Genomic DNA, 464 nt, shown 5'->3' with positions numbered 1-464 from the left:
GACTTATGCCTGAGCCCGCGCATGCACGGTCGCTGGAACGTCGCGCTCAGAATAGATCACGCTCTTCATGCTACTTGCATCACTCATTGCATGCGCACGAGAGACCGTCCTTCTGCGAGATGGGACCAATCATTCTGACCTGCGGCACAGCTTACTCCCAAGACATCACACCCCAGTCGCTGGTCTCACTGCTCGCAAAAGACACCAACCTCTTGATTGCGGTTGGCCCCAAACAGACGCCTCTCACGTCTCTCGCATCCGAGTTCTCCCTCATCCTGCCTCCACCGGGCACGCCCCTCATCTCCCACTTTCCCGAGCGCGACGCCCCCGCGACCGTCATCCCCGTCGAGGTCGCAGCCAGCCCCGTCCTGTCGCCGGACCTCCCGCCCGTCTGGTTCTCCGGCGTCCCCTTCGCGCTCGGGAGCAGCCCGCACATCGTGCCGCTGCTGCGCGCTCCCCCGCAA

At 63.8% G+C, this 464-nt stretch carries 1 protein-coding gene; it reads left to right on the top strand.

Going from position 1 to position 464, the window contains the following annotated elements:
* Positions 1–119: 119 nt before the first annotated feature.
* A partial coding sequence (locus I5E68_RS20510; RefSeq protein ID WP_197167483.1) for a dolichyl-diphosphooligosaccharide--protein glycosyltransferase 48 kDa subunit occupies positions 120–464 on the top strand: 345 nt, incomplete at its 3' end.

The sequence above is a fragment of the Novosphingobium aureum genome (assembly GCF_015865035.1).
GTDB lineage: Bacteria > Pseudomonadota > Alphaproteobacteria > Sphingomonadales > Sphingomonadaceae > Novosphingobium > Novosphingobium aureum.
Note: the sequence above shows the minus strand (reverse complement) of the source record. Positions and strands in the feature narration are given on the sequence as shown.